This is a genomic window from Paracoccus sp. S4493 (assembly GCF_000967735.1).
In the GTDB taxonomy this organism is placed as follows: domain Bacteria; phylum Pseudomonadota; class Alphaproteobacteria; order Rhodobacterales; family Rhodobacteraceae; genus Paracoccus; species Paracoccus marcusii.
On sequence record NZ_JXYF01000489.1, the window covers coordinates 1 to 286 of the forward strand.

Sequence of the window (286 nt, forward strand, 5' to 3'; positions counted from 1 at the left end):
CCCGGTCGAGCTGCGCATCGAGGAAGTGTGAAAAAAGGGGGCCACCGGCCCCCGTCCCGCGCCGCAGGGCGCTGATCGCGTCGCGCCCCCGTTTCCGGGGGCGCGTCCGTTTGGTCAGGCGTCCTTGCCCAGATAGATGTCGACCAGCTTGCCCAGCATCGCCAGCGCATCCTCGCGCGACCGCTGAAAGCTGTTGCGCCCGATGATCGAGCCGTTGCCGCCGCCGTCGCGGATTGCGCGCGCGTCGTCATAGACCGCATCGGTCCCCTTGGCCGCCCCGCCCGAG

Annotated in this window: 1 pseudogene; it reads right to left on the minus strand. The window is 70.6% G+C overall.

The annotated features are described in order from the left end of the window. Nucleotides 1-114 precede the first annotated feature (114 nt). Nucleotides 115-286 (minus strand): annotated as a pseudogene (locus TW83_RS22210) (fructose-bisphosphate aldolase); the annotation flags it as partial.